The organism is Porcincola intestinalis, from assembly GCF_009696445.1.
GTDB lineage: Bacteria > Bacillota > Clostridia > Lachnospirales > Lachnospiraceae > Porcincola > Porcincola intestinalis.
The window spans coordinates 17,098-37,056 of sequence record NZ_VULZ01000020.1 but is presented as its reverse complement, the minus strand read 5'-3'; the positions used below and the strand labels follow the sequence as shown (position 1 = coordinate 37,056).

General features: G+C 46.5%; 19 protein-coding genes. 15 read left to right on the top strand and 4 right to left on the bottom strand.

Annotated elements, in window-relative coordinates; genetic code table 11:
* The first annotated feature begins 547 nt into the window (after positions 1–547).
* From FYJ35_RS13685 to FYJ35_RS13660, 6 genes are all read left to right on the top strand, one after another.
* Complete coding sequence (locus FYJ35_RS13685; RefSeq protein WP_154527471.1) at positions 548–1,243, top strand: Crp/Fnr family transcriptional regulator; 696 nt, start codon at positions 548–550, stop codon at positions 1,241–1,243.
* Positions 1,224–1,967, top strand: coding sequence for a D-lyxose/D-mannose family sugar isomerase (locus FYJ35_RS13680; protein WP_154527470.1), 744 nt, complete (start codon positions 1,224–1,226; stop codon positions 1,965–1,967). Before FYJ35_RS13685 ends, FYJ35_RS13680 begins: the two co-directional genes overlap by 20 nt.
* A gap of 1 nt (position 1,968) precedes the next feature.
* Positions 1,969–3,024 (top strand): aldose 1-epimerase family protein, encoded by a 1,056-nt coding sequence (locus FYJ35_RS13675; protein ID WP_154527469.1) that lies wholly within the window; start codon positions 1,969–1,971, stop codon positions 3,022–3,024.
* Positions 3,025–3,079: 55 nt separating this feature from the next.
* Positions 3,080–4,090 carry a substrate-binding domain-containing protein gene (locus FYJ35_RS13670; RefSeq protein ID WP_154527468.1) on the top strand — a complete coding sequence of 337 codons (1,011 nt, stop codon included), beginning with the start codon at positions 3,080–3,082 and terminating at the stop codon, positions 4,088–4,090.
* Between the two features lie 99 nt (positions 4,091–4,189).
* The gene (locus FYJ35_RS13665; RefSeq protein ID WP_154527467.1) at positions 4,190–5,704 is read left to right on the top strand and encodes a sugar ABC transporter ATP-binding protein; all 1,515 of its coding nucleotides are present in this window, start codon (positions 4,190–4,192) and stop codon (positions 5,702–5,704) included.
* Between the two features lie 14 nt (positions 5,705–5,718).
* Positions 5,719–6,675: an ABC transporter permease subunit gene (locus FYJ35_RS13660; RefSeq protein WP_154527466.1), complete on the top strand. Its 957-nt coding sequence runs from the start codon at positions 5,719–5,721 to the stop codon at positions 6,673–6,675.
* 476 nt (positions 6,676–7,151) lie between these two features.
* Here the strand turns inward: FYJ35_RS13660 and FYJ35_RS13655 are convergent, their stop codons facing one another.
* The 3 genes from FYJ35_RS13655 to FYJ35_RS13645 all read right to left on the bottom strand — a co-directional run bounded on the left by FYJ35_RS13655 (position 7,152) and on the right by FYJ35_RS13645 (position 8,895).
* Positions 7,152–8,066, bottom strand: a complete 915-nt coding sequence (locus FYJ35_RS13655; RefSeq protein WP_154527465.1) for a transposase — start codon at positions 8,064–8,066, stop codon at positions 7,152–7,154.
* 126 nt (positions 8,067–8,192) lie between these two features.
* On the bottom strand, positions 8,193–8,396 hold the full coding sequence (locus FYJ35_RS13650; RefSeq protein WP_154527463.1) for a 2-C-methyl-D-erythritol 4-phosphate cytidylyltransferase: 204 nt from the start codon (positions 8,394–8,396) through the stop codon (positions 8,193–8,195).
* Between the two features lie 181 nt (positions 8,397–8,577).
* On the bottom strand, positions 8,578–8,895 hold the full coding sequence (locus tag FYJ35_RS13645) for a hypothetical protein (RefSeq protein WP_154527461.1): 318 nt from the start codon (positions 8,893–8,895) through the stop codon (positions 8,578–8,580).
* A 99-nt stretch (positions 8,896–8,994) separates the two neighbouring features.
* Between FYJ35_RS13645 and FYJ35_RS13640 the strand changes: the two genes are divergently transcribed.
* The 9 genes from FYJ35_RS13640 (at position 8,995) to FYJ35_RS13600 (ending at position 18,676) form a co-directional block, all read left to right on the top strand.
* Complete coding sequence (locus tag FYJ35_RS13640) at positions 8,995–9,243, top strand: hypothetical protein (RefSeq protein WP_154527459.1); 249 nt, start codon at positions 8,995–8,997, stop codon at positions 9,241–9,243.
* 590 nt (positions 9,244–9,833) lie between these two features.
* Positions 9,834–10,838, top strand: coding sequence for a LacI family DNA-binding transcriptional regulator (locus FYJ35_RS13635; RefSeq protein WP_154527457.1), 1,005 nt, complete (start codon positions 9,834–9,836; stop codon positions 10,836–10,838).
* Positions 10,839–11,136: 298 nt separating this feature from the next.
* The gene (locus FYJ35_RS13630) at positions 11,137–12,432 is read left to right on the top strand and encodes an ABC transporter substrate-binding protein (protein ID WP_154527455.1); all 1,296 of its coding nucleotides are present in this window, start codon (positions 11,137–11,139) and stop codon (positions 12,430–12,432) included.
* A 115-nt stretch (positions 12,433–12,547) separates the two neighbouring features.
* Complete coding sequence (locus tag FYJ35_RS13625) at positions 12,548–13,426, top strand: carbohydrate ABC transporter permease (RefSeq protein WP_154527453.1); 879 nt, start codon at positions 12,548–12,550, stop codon at positions 13,424–13,426.
* Positions 13,423–14,250: a carbohydrate ABC transporter permease gene (locus FYJ35_RS13620; RefSeq protein WP_154527451.1), complete on the top strand. Its 828-nt coding sequence runs from the start codon at positions 13,423–13,425 to the stop codon at positions 14,248–14,250. The genes FYJ35_RS13625 and FYJ35_RS13620 overlap by 4 nt, the downstream gene beginning before the upstream one ends.
* A 31-nt stretch (positions 14,251–14,281) precedes the next feature.
* A complete protein-coding gene (locus tag FYJ35_RS13615) occupies positions 14,282–15,631 on the top strand; it encodes a glycoside hydrolase family 172 protein (RefSeq protein ID WP_154527449.1) in 1,350 nt (449 codons plus the stop codon).
* 101 nt (positions 15,632–15,732) lie between these two features.
* Positions 15,733–17,217, top strand: a complete 1,485-nt coding sequence (locus FYJ35_RS13610; RefSeq protein WP_154527447.1) for a glycoside hydrolase family 32 protein — start codon at positions 15,733–15,735, stop codon at positions 17,215–17,217.
* 88 nt (positions 17,218–17,305) lie between these two features.
* Complete coding sequence (aroE, locus tag FYJ35_RS13605; protein ID WP_154527445.1) at positions 17,306–18,157, top strand: shikimate dehydrogenase; 852 nt, start codon at positions 17,306–17,308, stop codon at positions 18,155–18,157.
* A gap of 138 nt (positions 18,158–18,295) precedes the next feature.
* Positions 18,296–18,676: a VOC family protein gene (locus FYJ35_RS13600; protein WP_205839852.1), complete on the top strand. Its 381-nt coding sequence runs from the start codon at positions 18,296–18,298 to the stop codon at positions 18,674–18,676.
* Between the two features lie 230 nt (positions 18,677–18,906).
* Here the strand turns inward: FYJ35_RS13600 and FYJ35_RS13595 are convergent, their stop codons facing one another.
* A complete protein-coding gene (locus tag FYJ35_RS13595; protein ID WP_205839851.1) occupies positions 18,907–19,941 on the bottom strand; it encodes a LacI family DNA-binding transcriptional regulator in 1,035 nt (344 codons plus the stop codon).
* Positions 19,942–19,959: the final 18 nt, after the last annotated feature.

Below are 19,959 nucleotides of genomic sequence, written 5' to 3'. Positions count from 1 at the left end.
CTCCGAATCTGGTGGGCATATGTCTTTATGGACAAGTATATGATAAGTGATGTCGCAGATTGGCAACATATGTGAAACTGCGAAATAACGCAGGCTATTTCGCATCCCAGACAGAAAAAGAGATGCCTGGCCGGTATTATCGCTGATGGGCTCTTGCCAATATGAAATGTGATATTGAAATCTGCATAGGTAGATTTCATATCGATACTGCAGAATGCAGTATCTGTTGACATATGGTAGAGTTTAGGTTACAGAAAGGCAGTACACCTGAAGCGTGTGCTGTCTTTTTTTGTGCGATAGTTCACCCAGGAGACGGTCCGTTCCCATGTGCTGATAACTTGTGCGGATATGGAAAATATTCCTGTATACTTTAAAATATTCCCTGCGGTAATTGGTTGTGATGAATAAAAAAATGGAAGACAGATTAAAAAAATGCATGAATATTACTAAGAATGTGACTATGTCACATCATGAAATTTGGATTATCGCTAATATGAGGTCATGAAGTCCAGAAGGAAGGAACTCAAAACTGACCGAAGGAGGATGCGTGAAAGAACAGAGCAGATCTTTGCTGGAGACGATGACGTCGGATGGAACCATCAGGAACCATTTTTCCGACTGGGATAGACTTGAAAAAAAATTAGTTTTCTACAGAAAAGGGGAGATTGTCGTTGAATATGGAGACGAGACGGACAAGCTGTTTCTTCTGCTGAAGGGAACCATCCGTTTCACCAGTCAGAATGATGACTATGAAGAGTATTTTTTCTTCGACGCGACGAATGACGGCCTTTTCGGAGAAGTTGAATATGTCCTGCACATTCCGTCAATCACTCAATCTCAGGCAATGAATAACTGCTACTGTGTGGAGATTCCCGTGAGAAGAAACAGAGAACTTCTGGATTCCGACATCCGTTTCCAAACTTTTGTATCGCGGGTCCTCGCGAAAAAGTACAACGATCTCCGTCTTTCATCGGTCGATATAGAAACCTATTCGGTACGGACCAGGGTGATCCGGTATCTTCTGAGAGAAACATCCCAAAACAGGATTAGGAATCTGGGCCTGATAGCCAAAACTCTCAAGTGCAGTTACAGACAGCTGATCCGGGTCCTTCAGGACTTCTGCGCAAAAGGATGGATTGAGCATGGAAACTCAAAGGGCGTCTATCTGTTGAAGGACAGGGAGGCACTCAGAAAAGAATATGAAGCCACAGGAGGTGTCATTCATGAAAAGATCACAGATTAACGAAATTATCAAGTACACCATCGATGCGATGAAGAAAGCACAATTCCCGCTTCCTCCGTTCGCATATTATTCGCTGGAAGACTGGAAGAATCTCGATGAGACGGAAATTGAACTTGTCGAGAATATGCTTGGATGGGATATAAGCGATTTTGGCGGGGACTTCAAGAAAGTCGGACTGACAATTTTTACTTTCCGCAATGGAAATTTCTACGCAAAAGACAAATATCCGAAGCCGTACTGCGAGAAGCTTGACTATGTTATGGACGGTCAGGTTCTTCCCTTCCACTATCACTGGTCCAAGAGAGAGGACATCATCAACCGCGGCGGCGGAGATCTTGCAATCACGCTCTACAATTCTTCACCGGAAGATTTTGCAGATGTCGAAGCGGCGCGCGCCCTTAAGAAGGGAACCTTCATGGATACACCGGTCACGACAAAAATCGATGGGAAGGAGATCACCATTCCTGCAGGCGGGAAAGTGATCCTTCATCCAGGTCAGTCCATCGCGGTGACTCCGGGACTGTATCACTCCTGGCAGGGCGTTCCGGGAACCGGAGACGTGATCCTGTTCGAAGTCTCCACCACCAACGACGACCGTACGGACAATCGGTTCTATAAGGCAAGCGACCGTATTCCTTCTATAGAAGAAGATGTAACTCCTACTTATCTCATGTTTGCGGATTATCCGAAGTACACCAGATTTGATTTTCTGAAGAAGGACTGAAATGAAGAAAAGAGAACTGGAGAGCTACTGCGGGGACGTCAGTCAGATTTTCGGAGTTCAGCCGTGCATTCTTGATAATGGAAGAGACAAAGGAACCAGAGCTTATCTTGTCGATAATGGCGCCGGAATTACCTGCACGATTCTCAGGGACAAGTGCTTCGCAATTCCTTCTCTGAAGTTCAAGGGGCTGAACATCGGATTCCTGTGCAAGAACGGAATCAGTTCCCCTGAATTCTTTCAGGAAGAGGGGACCAGAGGATTTCTCAGAAACTTTGAAGGAGGATTTCTCACAACCTGCGGACTTACCTATTTTGGGACGCCTACAGTACGGGAAGGGCAACCGTATGGACTGCACGGGGTGATATCCAATACCCCTATGGAAAATGCATCTGCAGAGGTTCTTTGGAAAGGGGACGATGCCTGTATTGAAGTCAGGGGGCAGGCACGAGAAGGTTATCTTTTCGGCCCGAATCTGGTAATCCGGAAAAAAATTGAAATTCCGGTCGGAGGCAATCTGATCCGGATGCACGATACAGTTGAGAATAAAGGATTTGAGAAGGAAATTCTCATGCTTCTGTATCATTTCAACTACGGCTATCCGTTCCTTGATGAGAGCTGTTCTATTTACACCAATTATAACTTCATTCGGCCAAGGGACAGCGGAAGTCAGGGAAGGCTGGATCATCTGGACAGCTTTGCAGCTCCTATGTCAGGGTTTGAAGAAGTTGTCGCCTATCGGACGATGTCAGACAAGGCGGTCACGCAGGGACGCAGCCTGGTGTGGAATAGGAAAAGACAGGTTGCAGTGAGGATGACTCTGAATGCAGATCAGCTTCCGGTGATGAATGAGTGGCAGAGCCCGAGAGCAGGAGATTATGTTCTTGGAATGGAACCGGGGACCGGTACAGTCGGAGGTCTTGAGGGAACGGAAAAAGCGGGACTGACTGAGTATATTGAACCTGGTGAAATCAGAAAGTTTGATATTACGGTTGAGTTCCTTGATGATGATGAATTAATCAGAGAGGCGGTGAGCGAATTCAGCAAAGAAGAAAATTGAGGGAGCAGAATAGGTCTGGATTCAGAAAATATTATTATGTAAAGGAGAAAACATTATGAACAGAAAACTCGTCAGTATCGTACTCGCAGGACTTATGGCATCTTCCTGCACAGTCACTGGTTTCGCAGGTGAGACAGAAGCTTCAACAGAGGCTGGCCTGGATGATTATTCAGGAGTGAAGGTGGCCTGCATTGTCAAGACTGAGGATAATGTCTACTGGTCCGACATGGGCGCTGCTATTGAAGACTGGGCGAAAGAGAACAACGCAACGGTTGATATGTATTATGCGGAATCCGAAGAGAATATCGAAGGACAGCTGGCCCAGTTCGAGAATTTCATCGGAATGAAATATGATGCAATCTGCTTTGCGCCTCTTACTTCTCAGAACCTGATCGAAGGTGTGAAGAAGGCGACCGACGCAGGCATCGTATGCGTCAATATTGATGAGTCCATGGACTTTGATGCATGCCGTGAGGCAGGCGGAGTTGTCTATTCCAACTTTGTGACTGATAACGAACTGGTCGGAAAGAAAGCGGCAGAATATCTGGGAGAAAAACTTGGAGGAAGCGGTGAAGTCGCAATCGTCGAAGGTGCGGCAGGAAACACGACTTCTCAGGCGCGCACGAAGGGCGCTACCGATGAATTCAAGAATCAGGGCCTGACGCTTGTCTCTTCCGAGCCAGGCGACTGGGACCGCATGAAATCCATGGACGTCGCAACGGCGATGATGACTGCAAATCCGGATCTGAAAGCTATTTACGCCTGCAATGATGTCGAGGCTCTTGGTGTGACCGAGGCAGTCAAGAATGCCGGAAAGATCGGCGAGGTGCTTGTAGTCGGAACGGATGCTACGGCAGACGGCAAGGCTTCTATTGCCAAGGGGGAGGAGACCGCTTCCATCGGACAGGCAAACACTGAGATTGGAATCGACTCTGTCAAGTCTGCCATCGAGGCAGTCAAGAGTGGTTTCAAGCCGCAGGATCATGTCGGTGATGAATCGTATCCGCAGATTACTTATGTTGATTCCTTCCTGGTCGATGCTGACAATGTTGCTGATTATCAGTAAAGCATCTGCATCACAAAGAAACTGAAGCGCTGGCCATCAGCCGGGTTGAGGGAGCAGCTGAAACCGCTGTTCCCTCTGCTATCAGAGGGAGAAGGATCCATGAGCTATCTGGAAATGAAAAATGTTACAGTCAAATTCCCGGGTGTAATTGCTCTGAATAATTTCAGCTTTGACGTGAAACTGGGAGAACTTCACGTTCTTCTTGGTGAAAACGGGGCAGGCAAGTCAACCCTGGTGAAGGTACTGAGTGGGATCAATACCCCTGTAAGCGGAGAAATCAAGATTGGTGACAGAACATTTCACTCTCTTTCTCCTAGGGAATCCCGCGAGAACAAGATTGCAGTTATTTATCAGGAACTTTCTGTAATCGATAGCCTGAGCATTGCTGAAAATATGTTTTCCGGGAGACTTCCCACCAGGAAAGTTCTGGGTGTTCCGGTCATCGATCAGGAATATATGAACTGTGAAGCGGAAAAGTATCTGCAGCAGATTGGCGTGCACAGAAAGCCTTCCACACTTGTATCGGAGCTTTCCATATCCGAAAAGCAGGAAGTGGAGATCGCAAAGGCACTGAGTGCCCAGGCGAAGATTGTCATCATGGATGAGCCGACGTCGTCTCTGTCCATTGATGAGACAGAGAACCTTTTCAGAATCATCCGCAAACTGAAAGAGCAGAATATCGCGATTATCTATATTTCTCATAAACTGCAGGAAATCAAACAGATAGGTGACCGCGTGACGGTCATGAAAGATGGAAAATATGTAAAGACGGTCAATGTGGCGGATATCGAGACCAGGGATCTTGTACCGCTGATGATCGGACGTGAAGTCAAGAACAGCTATCTGAATGAGAATACAGCCGATTTTTCCGGTCAGCCGGCAATCTTTGAAGTCAGGAACCTGACCAGAAAAGACGGTTCATGTAATAATATCAGTTTTCAGGTTCATACAGGCGAGATCCTTGGATTCTCAGGGCTTATCGGGGCTGGAAGGTCTGAATGCATGGAAGGAATCTTCGGTGCCAGACCAATCTCCTCCGGAGAAGTCTTTCTGAGAGGAAAGAAGCTGCGCATCAGAAATCCCTATGATGCCATGAAGAAGGGAATCGCCTTTGTCACGGAGAACAGAAGGGAGACGGGTTTCTTCCCGAACTTTCAGATCTGGAAGGAGATTGCAGTCTCAACGAGCCTGAAGAGATCGACGGCAGGAGGATTTTCAGGACTGGTCCAGGAAGACAGGGAAAGAAAGACAGCCGGAGAATATGTGAAAAGGCTGAATATCAAGTGCACGGGTCCTGACCAGATGACATACACCCTCTCAGGCGGCAACCAGCAGAAAGTCATTGTTAGCAAATGGCTTGCAGCAGATTCCGATGTTATGATCTTTGATGAACCAACAAAGGGAATTGATGTAGGCGCAAAGAGCGAAATCTATGCAATCATGAGAAATCTGGCAGATGAGGGGAAAGCAATTCTAATGGTATCCTCGGAGCTTCCGGAACTTCTCTCCATCTGCGACCGGATCATTGTTTTCAGGGATGGAAGCATTTCCGGAGAGTTTCTGAATAAAGACGCTACAGAGGAAAAACTGATGATGGCAGCAGTGGATGCCTGATGGGAGGAAGAATCATGTCAAAACAGAAGTTTGAGATTTTCTGGGACAAATACGGAACCTTATGCATTTTGCTGGTTCTGTTTGTCGGTTTTACAGTCGGGGCTCCGAAATATTTTCCCAGACCGAACAATGTCATTCAGATCATCCTTCAGTCTACCGTATATATTCTCCTGGCCTTCGGTGAATTCTTTGCAATCCTGCTGGCAGGCATTGACCTGTCGGTCGGATCAGTGGCCTGCTTCGCCGGGATTATTGTTGCGGAACTTTCTCTGCTGAATATTCCGGCTCCGATCTGTGTGCTGGCCGGCCTTCTGGCGGCAGCTCTTCTGGGATTCTGCAACGGACTGATTGTCGATGCGCTGGATATTCATCCGTTCATTGTCACCCTTGGAACAAATACGATCTTCCGCGGAGTCAGCCTTGTCATCACAGGAGGCAATCCGGTATTCAACCTTCCCGGATGGGTCAAGAAAATGTCTTCCAACGTAGGATTTCTCCCGATTCCGGTTATCCTCGTAATCGCATGTACGCTTCTTCTCTATTTCTTCACGAAGAAGACGGTTGCCGGCAGAAACCTGTACGCTCTGGGCGGCAACAAGCAGGCGGCTTGGTACTCCGGAATCAATACAAACAACTATACAGTTGTGGCTCACATCCTTTCTTCGCTTTTTGCAGGACTGGGCGGAATCGTAATGCTGTCCCGCATCGGTGCGGCTGAGCCGACTGCAGGCGACGGCTATGAAACTTTTGCAATCGCAGCCTGCGTGATCGGCGGAGAGTCCATGTTCGGCGGCAAGGGCAAGATCACAGGAGCAGTCCTGGGCGGCATCATCATCGGCATGATTACGAACGGGCTGACCATCATGAAGGTTTCCTCTTTCTGGCAGAAGATTGTCATGGGTGCTCTGATCATTGGATCGGTCGCCCTGGAGAAGGTTATCTCGAATCAGGCAAACAAGCAGTCAAAATAAATTTCCGTTTTTGTAAATCGGCCGGGGGGATATTCCGCACCCGGCTGTATATAAGTTGTGGGAAAGATGCGGATAAGTCACGTTGACTTCCGCATCTTTCTTCTTTACCATAAAATATGTCGTCAGGCAAATCTGCTTCTGACAGCTTCCGTCAGGAAGTATCTGGATTACACGTTCATTTCAGTTTTCATTCTGTTTTCCATTCGCTGTTATCATCTGTATCCATCTGTATCCATCTATATCATCTGCGACAGAAGAATTATGAGATTTCTGCGCTTTAAGCCGCGCCGCAGGACGGTCGGGACCTTTGTCTTCCGAACCAGCCTGCTTGCATTCTGTCTTTATCTGATCGCCACGCGCATTCTGGTTCCTTTTCGAGTTTCCGGAAATAATATGTCTCCTCCTACAATAAGGATTGTGTGGTGGTAAGATACCTGGCATCCAGTCAGGACTAACCAATTCCATTGTTAAAGCTGTTAGAATAAGGCGGTATGGTGTGACGGAAGCTTCCTTGTACCAACGGTGTCCGTACGAAAGTCTGTCAGCCAGTCGTCCATTCGCAGCCGTTCGGTTAATGCAGGTTGGACTGCCTTGCGCATGTCCGCGTAACCCTCAGGAGATTGAATAAGAAATGGAAAACCGCTGGTACCTTTCTTCCCATCCAGGATATATGAAAAACTGTTTTTTACGACCCTGACAGAAAGTGCCGATTGCGTCTGGGCATATGCCCTGCAGTCATCCCGCTTCATTCTCTTGTACCATGCATTGTTGAAGGGAACCCTGATATTCCCATCATTCTCGATTGCCGCGACATAATCTTTGTATACATACGATTTGTTACGAATTACGAAGTCGTATTCATGCAGCTGGCAATAGAGAAACAGTTCTGCAGATCCATAGTAACGATCACAGAGAAGGATTACCTTTTTCCCCTGCAGCATTGACTCACAGTTCTCCAGATGGCGGAACAGCATTGGAATTTCGGAAGTCATGCACGGCTCAATGGCAGCGTCCAATATGACATGGTTCAATACATCAATCAGGACAGAACAGTTAGCCTGGGGTTTCTTCACTTGTGAAGCCGTCTTGATGTACGCATTCAAGTGACCCCCAAATTTCTCTTTGATGATATCTGATGGTGGAAGGTCCATCTTCGATCCATCGCAGGCCAGGACGATGTAACCATCAAGGGTATTATAATCTCCACGCTCATAGAAGCGTTCAGCCATCCGTCGGATGATAATCGGGAAAACATCCGGGTTTGTCTTATCGAGGGCTTTAAACATAGCCTGCTTGGTCACCCGGGGCTTTTCTATCTTGGAAAAATAGGATACGATATCTTTGTTAGTGGTTTCGGCGGAGCGAAACGTATAGAACAGAAGGACATCCATGAGAGAAATCTTTCTGCATTGCGTAAAGCCTCTCGCCGTGGTTTTGGCAGCGCTGGATATTTCATCGGAGCTCAGGACTTCTATGAGATCATCCAGCGTTCTTTTTAAGTTTGCCGTTGTTCTATACTACGTCTCCTCGTCATCGTAAACGAGACGAGGCTTCTTTTTCGCATACATTGCCTTCAAATACGGCACCTGATCGTTCTCAAGAAGGCCGAAATTCTTGAGCGTACGGTGTTTGATCTTGCCGTTTTCACGGTAAGACTCTACAAGATAGCAGAAACAAGTATCTTTAGCTCCCTTGGTGTTAGGTACTACTTTTATGAACATACGAGCCTCCTTTCTATACTACAATAGTACCTAATTATATGCTTATTTACAATTAATTATTATGTTTATTCTATACTACATTTCGGCCTATAGAAGAGGCCCCGGATGAGAATTCATCCGGGACCCGATATCAGTCTATAAAACTGGTTGATGCCATTGACACCTGGCTATAGCCAGATGCTTAACTTATTGCGGAATTGTTAGGTTTACGAGCCTGCTTGTCTTCGCTTATTTCATAAAAATCACCAGAATCCGTATCGGAATCCATCATCATTGTATCTTCTATATCCTTGATGACATTCTCTGGGCCGTGGACATTTTCCGGCTTTATGATCTGCTCGTACGGAGTATCTAGAGAGGCAATTGCGTCTTTCGGGATTCCATTCCAGTTGACATAAAGTTCCCGATTCCTTTGTTCGGCCTGCTTGATTTCATATGCGAGAGCCAGGAGAAGACCGGTTGCCTTTTCGTATCCAGGAAATGTACATTCCTGGTACATCCCATCTGGTGTCAAAATCCTCGATGAATCATTTCCTTTATGATAGAATAACAGAAATTAAAGACGGCACTATTTTGCTTATAGAGGAGGAGAAAAAGGATGGCAAACCGTACACATAAGGAAACGATTCAGGCAAAGATTGACAAGCTGGAAGTGCAGATCAGCAAGATGCAGGAAAAAACAGTTGCGCTGCAGGACCAGCAGGATAAGCTTCAGGAAGAACTGAAGGCTGCTGAAAAAGCAGAGAAGGAAGCTGCTGAGAAGGCTAAGATGGAAGAGATCATGAAAGCTGTCAAGAAGAGCGGGAAGAGTCTTGACGAAATCATGCAGTTCCTTTCTAATAATTGATTCTCATCCGATCAATTATCTAAGTGCAGCCGCATATGTAAATTCACAATAATATGCAAAGAATCTGAAAACAGGGCAGGTTATTACTTCACAGAAAGCGGAGTGTGGAAAGCCATGCCGGGCGGAATGCTCTGAACGCCTGCATGGCGTTAATTTCTTGGATAATTGAAAAATAATAAAAGAGCCTTCAAGATATTCGCTGATCTGTTGTGGCATCCCTCGTCTTGGCGGAGAAGTTGTCGCGAATACCATCCTTGATCGCATCATACATAACTCGGTAACTGTTAACACCAGGGCGGTAAATATGTGCGAGTCCCTCGCCTCGCATCTGACCCGACCTATAACAGTACGCAACTGCGGACGAGCGGTACTACTCGTCTGTTAAAACAGTATCTTTCTTGCGGAGTGATTCACTGATGCTTACAATTTTCCATTCCAACTGTCAGCAAATGTGAGCGTCGGAGAAAAATATTGGCTAGGGCTCTATCTTAGCAGAAAAAGTTCTGCTATAATCACGTGGAACCGGTTACATGTTGAACTGTGAACTACAGGCTTAAGATAATATTGCACAGGAGTAGGAGGAAAGTTCTATGGCAACTTTGCGGGATGTTGCTAAGCTTGCCGGAGTCGGAGCCGGAACTGTATCCAGGTTTTTGAATGAGTCTGGGTATGTTTCAGATGATACAAAGCTTAAAATCCAAGACGCCATGGTCAAGCTGGATTACACACCGAATGAGCTGGCCCGGAATCTGTACCATCATCGTACCGGCAACATAGCCGTATTGGTCCCATCTGTTACGTTTCCTTATTTTGCCAGGTTCATCGAGTGTGTGGAAGGTGAATTGTACGAGAGAGGGTTCAAGACGATGATCTGCAGCACTGCAAAACAACAGAATGCAGAGATGGAATATCTTGATATGCTTAAGCGACATATTGTAGACGGTGTGATCACAGGTGTCCACACCCTGGATGATGACATCTATAGAAAGATTCATTTGCCGATTGTTGCGCTTGACCGCTATCTGGGTGAGGAGATACCTGTGGTGACCTCTGATCATAAAGACGGCGGTAGGAAAGCCGCAATGGTACTTATTAACAGCGGCTGCCATAGAGTGATGCAGTTTCGGGGCTCTCAGAAGGTTAAGGTCGCATCACCATATCATGAGAGGCATAATGAGTTCGAAAGAGTCATGAAGGAACATGGGATCCTGATTGAGAATTATAATCTAGCCTGGAATCATCATGATTCTCCCTATTATAAGAAGATTGCATACGAAGTGGCACCGATTCTTAAAGATTATGATGGCTTTTTTGCTGTGGATGAAGGCGCAGCTTATGTTATGAGCGAATGCGAGAGACTTGGAATGAAGGTACCGGATGACATCCAGATAGTTTCTTATGACGGAACGTTTATCACGGATCTGACTGAGCCGAGGCTGACATCTATAGTGCAGCCGGTTGAACAGATTGCTGCAGATGCGGCAGACTTGATTGTACAGAGAATACAGGGTATGAGCTTCCTTAATAAGAAGATAGTCAGACCAGTGACGCTGAAGGCAGGCGGTTCTACGATCAGCTGTTCGACTGAAGAGTAAGGATATGGCATCAGGATGACGGACATTTCTTGAAAGTAGAAGGGTTGTTCAACCTGAACAATATTCGTGTATGGAATTTGAACACTACTCACAAAGTTAAGTTACAATTCTGTTTCTGCATTGACAGACACTCAGCAAGAGAGTATATTCCAAATCACAAGCAAGTGGAACGCGTTCCATTTAAAATGAAAACTGTTAAAAGAAACCTTGTGAATACTTTGATATTCAAGCAGTTTCTTTTTTTTCAGGAAAGCATGGAACCGGTTACATATTATTTATAACAGGAGGTAAAAACACTATGAAAAAGAATCTTGTATCGGTGATCGTTACAGGGGCGCTTGCAGCATCCACTGTGGCCACGATGACAGCTGCGCCGGCTTTTGCGGATGATGCCGTGACTATCAAGTTCGGTATCCATGTTGCGAACCCCGCGGAACAGGAGCCTGTTACCAACAGCATCGTTGAAACATTCAACAAAGAGAACGAAGGAAAATACAAGGTTGAGTTCGTGGCATCTGACACGGAGTCCCATTCTAAAAATATGAAGCTTGCAGCGACTGACGGGACCCTTCCGGAGATTTTCTGGATCGATGCCAGCGAAGCTCCAGAATACAGCGATGCAGGGCTTCTTCTCGACCTGAGTGATTTCCTTAATCAGAACGCGGACATCAAGACCGCCCTGAATGGGATGGAAGCTGCCTTCTCTGATGACAATGGACAGTATGGCCTCCCATATCAGTGCAATGTACAGGGCTTCTTCTATAACAAGGAACTGTTCGATAAGGCAGGCGTCGAATATCCGACAGATGATACGACATATGACCAGTTTATCGACATGATCAAAAAGCTGAAAGAAAGCGGCGTCACTCCTCTTGCAATCGGAAGCAAAAACAGCGGCTTCGCCATGTGGGAGTTCAATGAGTTCCTTTCCCGTTACGGATGGGCCGAGAACATCGATAAGTACAAGAGCGGTGAAACTCCATTCAACAATGATGACCTTGCTGCATGCTTTGATAAGGTATCAGGAATTGCTGAGGCAGGAGCATTCCCGGATAATATGGCTACGATTGAGTACTTCGATGCCAAGCAGCTTTTTGACAACGGAAGCGCAGCCATGTTTGGAACTGGCCAGTGGGACTGTGCAGAATTCGATGAGAACCTTGGCGATAAGGTTGGCTTCTGGTGGGGCCCGAAATTCGAAGACAGTGCCTATGATCAGAATATTGACATGAAGGTCCCGTCTGCTCCGATCGTTGTCAGTGCTGCAGCGGCAGATGATGACAAGAAGCTGGAAGCTGTTTATGAGTTCCTTAAGTTCTACTATGGAAAGGAAGCTGCCGGCATCTCTTATGCAGGATCTATTTTCCCGTCGACCAATTACGATGGGCTTTCAGCCAGCGATAGCCAGTATGCTATGAATTCCATGATCACAGCCCTCGGGAACGGATGGAAGACTCCTTCCGCAGCTCCTGACCAGACCCTTTCCGCGGCAGTCCAGGAACAGCTCTATGATTCTCTGTTTGGAGTAATGCAGGGAACTTATTCTTCGGCTGACGCACTCGACAAGATGGACCAGGCGAAAGCTAATGAATGATCCGGCGCTGATTTCCGAAAGCCGATTCTAATGGATTCAGAGGAAGGGCTTCCTACGTACAGCGGGAGGCTCTTTTCTGAAAAGAGGTTTCCGAATAAGCTGAAAGGAGCGAGCAATGCATTGGCTGAGCAAGAAAAGATATAAGATCGGCCTGACAATTCCTACTATCCTGGTGTATTCGGTCTATATCATCCTCCCGATTCTGATAGCAGTACGCTACAGCTTTTCAAAATATTCCGGATTGGGAAAGCCTAAGTTTGTTGGATGGAAGAATTACATCAGATTGTTCCATGACCCCTTGTTCTGGTCGTCATTTAAGAATACCATGATCATGTTTATACTGGCTTTTGCTCTGCTCATGGTTCTGGCATTTCTCGTAGCTCTTCTTCTGAATCAAAGGCTGGTAGGCGTAGATTTCTGCAAAGCTTTGATCTATTCTCCTGCAATCATCGCTCCAATCATCGTCGGTATCATCTGGGTTTATATCCTCGATCCGAACATTGGGTTTCTGAATGGACTGCTGGACAGGATCGGACTGTCTGCACTAAAGCAGAAATGGATAGGCGGCAATACACTGACGCCTTACAGCATTGCTGTTATCTACTTCTGGCAGCAGCTCGGATATTTGGTTACGATCTTTATCGCAGGCCTGAAAATGATTCCCGGGGAGATACTGGAAGCGGCTGATATCGACGGTGCAAGGCCAGCCCAAAAAGTCATGTATGTGGTCATCCCAATGATGAAGACAACGATTTCAAATGTCGCTGTCCTGATCATCACAGGAGTCTTTAAGATCTTTGAGATCGTCCTGCAGACGACCGGCGGAGGCCCGAACCATGTATCAGATTCCCTGGTCACCTACAGTTACTCCATGACGTTCAGCAGCAGCGATTATGGATACGGCATGTCTCTGGCAACGATCACCTTTATCGTGTCATTGCTCATCACAGGGATCTATATGGCCATCTTCAGGGATAAGGAGAAAAAAGAATGAATAAGAAAAGGAAGGTTTTCTCCTATATACTGATGATCCTGATCACATTTCTGTGTGTATTCCCGTTCCTGTGGATGCTGATGCTTTCGTTCAAGTCAAATGCGGACATCGTGGCTTCCCCGCTTTCGCTGCCGAAAGGACTTGATTTCTCAAACTATAAGAATGCGCTTAGGACCCTTAACTTTCCGAGGATGTATGGGAATACGATCCTGGTATGTGTGATCTCAATCCTGATCGAGTTGACTATAACGTTTCTCAGCTCCTTTGTGATCTCCCGTATGGAGTTCAGGAGCCAGAAACTCAGGTCGTTGATCTATGGGTATTTGATACTCGGCCTTTCCATTTCCCCGTTTATCCTTCTCTTTCCTGTATACAGAATCAATGTATTCTTTGACCTGAGGGGGAAATGGGGCCTGGTCATGCCGTATGTTGCGAGCTCGATTTCTTTCAATACGCTTCTTCTTACTGGATATCTGAAAGCCCTTCCAGATGAGATCGATGAGGCGGCTGTCATGGACGGGGCGAGTATCTGGGACCTGATCGTGAAAGTGACTCTTCCAATGGCAAAGTCGGTCGTCGCGACGATAGTTATCTTTAATGTCCTGTACATATGGAACGAATTCCCGTACGCATCGGTCATGCTGCGCGATGCATCCGATTATACCTTGTCTATGGGGGCTTCGTTCTTCAAAGGGACATATACAGTTGACTATGGCGGGATCATTGCCATGTCTGTGTTGATCATCATTCCGGAGCTTATCTTCTATGGACTTTTCCAAAAGAATATCGTAGAGGGCATGACGGCTGGTGCAGTAAAAGGATGATTCTCAACAATACATTATATGAGGTGGACAAATGAGCAGAGTAGAAGGATTATTTAAAAACCTGACAACTGTCAAGAATGCCAGGAACGGAAGGCTTGCAAGCTGGGACCAGAGGGGAAAGAACCAGGATTATTGGGAAATCCCTGCGAATGAGACCATCACCCTGGGTGAGGTCGAGGGGCCAGGGTGTATCACGCATATCTGGATGACCTCTTCCTGCAGGAGGGTGAAGGCTCCTGCGATTCTGGATCCTGTCCTGAATGCATCAGCAGCCCCGGTCATGGAGATAGGCGCAGCTCTTGGCGTTATCTTTGATGATTATGATCCTTTTTATTACAGGAAGGCCCTGATCCGGATCACATGGGATGACCAGGATACACCAAGTGTCCTTGCTCCGCTGGGCGATTTCTTCTGCATCGGGAATGGATATCCCGGAAATTTCTCATCTCTTCCGTTCAATGTATCCCTGAAGCCGGAAGAGGCCGGCCGCTATGGGGCCCCGTGTTCAGTGTCCTGCTATTTCCCCATGCCGTTTAATAAGAAGGCGAAGATTGAGATCGTGAATGAGAACGAACTTCCATTCATTCTTTACTTCAATATCGATTATGAGATGTACAGGGAACCCCTTGATCCGGACACTGCGTATTTCCACGCTTGCTGGAACAGGCAGAATCCATGCAAGGGATGGGGGCCAGAGCTCCTCGTCAACAGTCCCGAGGTCAATAATGTCACCAACTATAAAGGAGAGAACAATTATGTCGTCCTTGATGCAGAAGGTGAAGGGCACTATGTCGGCTGCAACCTGAGCGTACGCCATTACCAGGGAAGCTGGTGGGGTGAAGGAAATGACATGATCTTTATCGACGGAGAGGAATACCCAAGCCTGAACGGTACCGGGACGGAGGATTATTTCAATCACGCATGGGGAATGCAGCGCAACGCATATCCGTTCTTTGGGACGATCGTCCATGAGGGGGATACCGATGGGTTCCATGTCGCGTATCGTTTTCATATCACGGATCCGATTCATTTTTCGAAGAGCCTGAAGGTTACGATCGAACATGGACATGCAAACCAGCTTTCTGATGACTGGGCTTCTACCGCATACTGGTACCAGAAGCTCCCGACCGCAAAGAAGCTTACGATCCTTCCTGTTGAGCAGCGTCTCCCCAATGTCCCGATATGGCCGGAAAGGCATCTTGAAAAACCTGAGCTGACGGATGAAATGAAGAAGGCCATCGAAGCTTACAATAAGAGATGGGAAGAATATAAGCCGGCAAGGGAGGAACAGTTCCGCATCAAGGAGGAAAAGTGCAGAAGGGAATCAAAGCTCAATACGGAATTCGCAAAGAAACTTCGTGACGAATACGATAAGGAATAATAGCTGAGTCACTGAGATCTTGAAACCGCCCCGGACACAGCAGTGTGTCTGGGGTGATTCATACTGTAGCTGATGCCGGGCCATCTCGAGGAGGAACAGATATGTCAGCGGAACTGATGCATCGAAATATCGAACGCGCGCAGAAAAGGATTGATGAAACGAAGGAAAGCGTGTCGCACGGGGCAATGCGACAGAGATATCATTTCATGGCGCAGGCAGGCTGGATCAATGATCCGAATGGCCTGATCTTCTATAAAGGGAAATATCATTATTTTTATCAATATAATCCTTATTATGGATTCTGGGATTACATGCACTGGGGGCATGCAGTCAGCGAGGATCTGGTACACTGGACTTATCTCCCGCTTGCCCTGGCCCCAAGTGAGATCTATGATGACCACATGAGGGGCGGATGTTTTTCAGGGAGCGCAATCGAGTTCGATGGGAAACTGTTCCTGGTGTTTACAGGGGTCACCAATGAAGGCAAGGGCTTTGACCAGACCCAGAATATCGCATACAGCGAGGATGGGATCCACTTTACCAAATATGAAGGAAATCCAGTCCTGAGGGCACCGGAAGGGGTACCAACTCCTTTCTTCCGTGACCCGAAAGTATGGAAGCACGGGGATTATATATATATGGTCGTTGGCGCAAGCTGTGAGGGAAAGGGCCAGGCAAGACTGTACCGGACAAAGGACATGTTTCATTGGGATTTTGTGAATGTTCTCGCTGAGAGCCGGGGAGAATGGGGCTACATGTGGGAGTGCCCAGATTTCTTTAAACTTGGTGATAAGTATGTCCTCTTGTTTTCACCGATGGGAGGTGGAGAGAGGACAAGCGTATATCTGACAGGCGACTTTGATTATGAGACAGGGAAGTTCGATTGGCATGGTTCCGGCGCGATAGACTGGGGGTTTGAATATTATGCTCCACAATCTTTCCTTGCCCCTGACGGAAGGAGAATCCTGGTTGCATGGGCGAACTGCTGGGATTGGATGCCGATCTGGAAAGACTGGGGACCGACCTATAAAGAGGGATGGTGCGGACACTTCAACATTCCGCGTGAGGCACGTTTGATGGCGGACGGGACACTTCAGTTTATTCCGGTGAAGGAATTGAACGCTCTTCGCGAGACCCCGAGGAATTATGGCGAGATGACTGTGCATGATGGGGAGATGACTGAAATCGAAGCAGGCGATGGGGTTGCGTACGAATGGAATATGGCAGTCGACTTGAAAAAGACAACCGCTGAACAGATCAAGCTTTGCCTCCGCTGTGGAGAAGGAAGGGCGACAGTATGCACATTTGATTTAAACAAGGCTGAAATGTCGGTTGATAAAAACAATGCGGACGGATGGAGCAAAGGCAGGTCAAGGAGCACCCTTTTCCTGAAAGGGAAGGACAGCCTGGATATCCATGTGTTTGCAGACCAGAGTTCAGTCGAGGTATTTGCTGATCAGTATGGGATTAGCCATTCTATGAACGTATATGCGCCAAATAGTCAGGACCGGAACTATATTGAAGCCGTCGGCGGTCAGGTCGAAGTAACAGGTATGGAAACTTACGGATTGAAGAAAGTTATGTAGCAATAATGTCCTCTTTTATTGCGACAGATTGCGATGCAGGAGTGCCTATTTATATCACTATTCTTGAGTTATTGAAAGGTTCGAATCTATGAAGAAATGTTACAGAGCAGAGCTCACAGGTGTGTTCGGAATTCCGGTAGATGACAATCCTACCGGCGTGGTGGAGGAAGCAGCGTATAAAGAGGAGGGGCTGAATTATCGTTACCTGACAATTGAGGTCAAACCAGAAGACCTTTCGATTGCCATGGATAGCGTGAAAGCATTTGGCATGAAAGGAATAAATCTTACGATGCCGCATAAGGTAACAGTTGTTCCGCTTCTGGATGAACTGTCTGAGGCGGCTGGCATTATCGGAGCAGTCAATACAGTGGTGAACCGTGATGGAAAACTCTTTGGAGAGAATACAGATGGAAAAGGTTTTGTGCGGGCACTGGAAGACAGTGGTGAGAGTATAGAGGGAAAGACCATTACAATCCTGGGAGCTGGTGGCGCAGCCAGGGCAATCGCTGTGGAGTGCGCGCTGAACCATGCAAAAAAGCTCTGCATTGTCAACCGCAATCCGGAACGAGGAAAGGAACTTGTACAAATCCTGATCACTAAGGCAGGCGTTCTGTCTGAGTATATACCCTGGGATAAAAATCTTCCAATTCCACAGGAAACCCAGATTCTTATCAATGCGACATCAATCGGCTTTTCTCCGAACATCAAAGACAGACCGGACATTGATTACAGAACAGTCACATCTTCCATGGTGGTCTGTGACGTTGTGTTCAGCCCTGCAGACACGGAATTTTTGAAAGCCGCTAGAGCGCAGGGTGCAAAGACCGTGAATGGACTTGGTATGCTCGCTAGTCAGGCTGCTCTGAACTTCACACTTTGGACAGGAAAGAAGGCTCCTCTTGAGCTGATGAAAAAAGTGCTGGCCGAAGAAACAGCTTGAGGGCAAGTAAAATAGGGATCCGAAAGATTCCTATCATTGCTGTAGACTGGCAATCATTCTGACTGCGGTCAATATAGCCATAAGATGGAAATAGGAACGGAGTTTCCAGGCAGGACTTATATCAAACGGAGGTATTTTATGAGACCTGAAGAACTGATAACCGGACTTCAGCATATCGGAATTCCAACATCGAATATTGAAAAGACATGCCGTTTTTATGAACAGTTTGGATTCCATACAGACTGGGCTTCAGAAAACAGACATCTAATATTTCTTAAAAATGGTGACTGCGTCCTTGAGGTTTATCAGAGTAGCAATACTACAGGATATGATGGCGGAATCGATCATATAGCTCTTCATGTGACCGACATTGAAGAAGCATATCGGTATGTCACATCTCTTGGATACGATGCTATAGAGGGAATGGTTTGCAGCAATGATGCATATGATAATGGATCAAGCTACTTTACAATCTATGGACCAAATCATGAGAAAGTGGAATTTGCACGCCTTATTTGAAAAATAAACTTTGAACTTGTTGCCGTCAGAACGGCAAATAATATAGACGGAGCAGTCAGATTTTGGCTGCTCCGTCCATGTCTATTCCGCTAATACCTTGCAGCGATGACATTCCTCTGGTAACTCGAAGACGATAGCGCTGGCGACGGAGCCGAGGGTACAATTCGAAGCTTCTAAACGAGAAGAAAAACATTGTCATGCGTTCAATAATGCTTATTTTTCCAAAGCAATCAAAAGTTGGTACTGTTTCGAATGACGGCATTTGTCATGTATTGGAAAAAAACATGAGGGGTATCAGGGGCTTTGATTCGATTCAAAATGCATCTGGCGGCAGCACGGCCTAGATCTTCTTTTGGGGTATTGACGGTCGTCAATGCTGGAAGAGAGGTGGATGACTCGATAACGTTGTCAAAGCCAATAATCGAGATGTCTTCCGGAACTCTGTATCCAAGAAACTGAACGGCATTCATCACTTGCATGGCTGTCCAATCATTCCCACAGAAATAAACTTCTGGCAGTTCATCCAGCTCTTTAAGAAAGGATATGATGGTGCTGGAATTCATCAACTCCTTATCTGTAGAGCGAAGAATAGACGCTTTTTCGTTCAGCAGAAGTTGGTGGACAGCCAATTCTTCAACCAGGGCATCATACCGTTCTTTGAAGCCTCTTCCAACATTGTAGGTAAAGATATCTCCGGCAAAGGCGAAGGAACGGTACCCTTTTGAAACAAGCATGTCGACATACTGATGGATATAGAATTTGTTCTCCATGGTTACGATATCCATTCTGTTAAGTAGGCTTTCATAGTCTTTCGGCATATCAATCGATACACAAGGAAGTCCGAGATCAAGCGCAGCATTGCAGATGGAGAGGTCGCAGAGTTCGACTAAGATAATTCCTTTTACGGATGGATTATGGACAACCGGGGGAAAATGAAGCGTGCGAATGTCCTCATCGTCCATCATTGCCAGAGAAAGAGTGTAATTGTTCAACTTCAGAACTTCTTCAATACCTTTCATAACAGTCATCCAGAATCCAGAATAATTCATAGAAGCTCTGGTCAGAAAGAGGACGGAGTCTGTACTTTTGGAAAGCCCCGGGTCTTCATTTTGGGAAATGACCATTTGATAGTCCATTTCCTTAGCTTTTGCTATCACTGCATTTCTTGTTTTTTCTGATACGCCGGGGTCATTGCGCAAGGCCTTGGAAACAGTATTTCGGTTGAGATTAAGAGCATGCGCGATATCTATAATAGTGCACTTCATATTGAAAACCTCATATGA

What these genes read in the sequence shown, in the direction of transcription:
- FYJ35_RS13680 (WP_154527470.1), top strand. Translation starts at nt 1,224, where the DNA reads ATGAAAAGATCACAGATTAACGAAATTATCAAGTACACCATCGATGCG.
- FYJ35_RS13675 (WP_154527469.1), top strand. Translation starts at nt 1,969, where the DNA reads ATGAAGAAAAGAGAACTGGAGAGCTACTGCGGGGACGTCAGTCAGATT.
- FYJ35_RS13670 (WP_154527468.1), top strand. Translation starts at nt 3,080, where the DNA reads ATGAACAGAAAACTCGTCAGTATCGTACTCGCAGGACTTATGGCATCT.
- FYJ35_RS13665 (WP_154527467.1), top strand. Translation starts at nt 4,190, where the DNA reads ATGAGCTATCTGGAAATGAAAAATGTTACAGTCAAATTCCCGGGTGTA.
- FYJ35_RS13660 (WP_154527466.1), top strand. Translation starts at nt 5,719, where the DNA reads ATGTCAAAACAGAAGTTTGAGATTTTCTGGGACAAATACGGAACCTTA.
- FYJ35_RS13655 (WP_154527465.1), bottom strand. Translation starts at nt 8,066, where the DNA reads ATGGATGTCCTTCTGTTCTATACGTTTCGCTCCGCCGAAACCACTAAC.
- FYJ35_RS13650 (WP_154527463.1), bottom strand. Translation starts at nt 8,396, where the DNA reads ATGTTCATAAAAGTAGTACCTAACACCAAGGGAGCTAAAGATACTTGT.
- FYJ35_RS13645 (WP_154527461.1), bottom strand. Translation starts at nt 8,895, where the DNA reads ATGTACCAGGAATGTACATTTCCTGGATACGAAAAGGCAACCGGTCTT.
- FYJ35_RS13640 (WP_154527459.1), top strand. Translation starts at nt 8,995, where the DNA reads ATGGCAAACCGTACACATAAGGAAACGATTCAGGCAAAGATTGACAAG.
- FYJ35_RS13635 (WP_154527457.1), top strand. Translation starts at nt 9,834, where the DNA reads ATGGCAACTTTGCGGGATGTTGCTAAGCTTGCCGGAGTCGGAGCCGGA.
- FYJ35_RS13630 (WP_154527455.1), top strand. Translation starts at nt 11,137, where the DNA reads ATGAAAAAGAATCTTGTATCGGTGATCGTTACAGGGGCGCTTGCAGCA.
- FYJ35_RS13625 (WP_154527453.1), top strand. Translation starts at nt 12,548, where the DNA reads ATGCATTGGCTGAGCAAGAAAAGATATAAGATCGGCCTGACAATTCCT.
- FYJ35_RS13620 (WP_154527451.1), top strand. Translation starts at nt 13,423, where the DNA reads ATGAATAAGAAAAGGAAGGTTTTCTCCTATATACTGATGATCCTGATC.
- FYJ35_RS13615 (WP_154527449.1), top strand. Translation starts at nt 14,282, where the DNA reads ATGAGCAGAGTAGAAGGATTATTTAAAAACCTGACAACTGTCAAGAAT.
- FYJ35_RS13610 (WP_154527447.1), top strand. Translation starts at nt 15,733, where the DNA reads ATGTCAGCGGAACTGATGCATCGAAATATCGAACGCGCGCAGAAAAGG.
- aroE (WP_154527445.1), top strand. Translation starts at nt 17,306, where the DNA reads ATGAAGAAATGTTACAGAGCAGAGCTCACAGGTGTGTTCGGAATTCCG.
- FYJ35_RS13600 (WP_205839852.1), top strand. Translation starts at nt 18,296, where the DNA reads ATGAGACCTGAAGAACTGATAACCGGACTTCAGCATATCGGAATTCCA.
- FYJ35_RS13595 (WP_205839851.1), bottom strand. Translation starts at nt 19,941, where the DNA reads ATGAAGTGCACTATTATAGATATCGCGCATGCTCTTAATCTCAACCGA.